Annotated in this window: 1 protein-coding gene; it reads left to right on the top strand. The window is 42.6% G+C overall.

Features of this window, described 5'->3' with window-relative positions:
- Positions 1–263, top strand: a 263-nt coding sequence (locus tag ACNQ0W_RS25740; protein ID WP_417933350.1) for an MFS transporter, incomplete at both ends; no start/stop codon positions are given.

Below are 263 nucleotides of genomic sequence, written 5' to 3' on the forward strand. Positions count from 1 at the left end.
CCGATACTACTGATCTCGACCTTTATATTCTCCATATTGATGCTGTTGACACCACATGTAGGCAATATTGAGCAATTGACCGTAATCCGCTTTGTTACAGGAATTTTTTTAGGCGGTATCATGCCAAATGTGATGGCTTATAGCTCCGAAATTGTTCCATATCAATCTCGTATTTTTACCATGATGGTCATTTCTTGTGGCTATACGGTAGGGGCAATGTTGGGGGGCGGAATATCAGCCTTACTAGTTCCTTGGGGAGGATG

The sequence above is a fragment of the Enterobacter cloacae complex sp. 6730903 genome (genome assembly GCF_048283985.1).
In the GTDB taxonomy this organism is placed as follows: Bacteria; Pseudomonadota; Gammaproteobacteria; order Enterobacterales; family Enterobacteriaceae; genus Enterobacter; species Enterobacter hormaechei_C.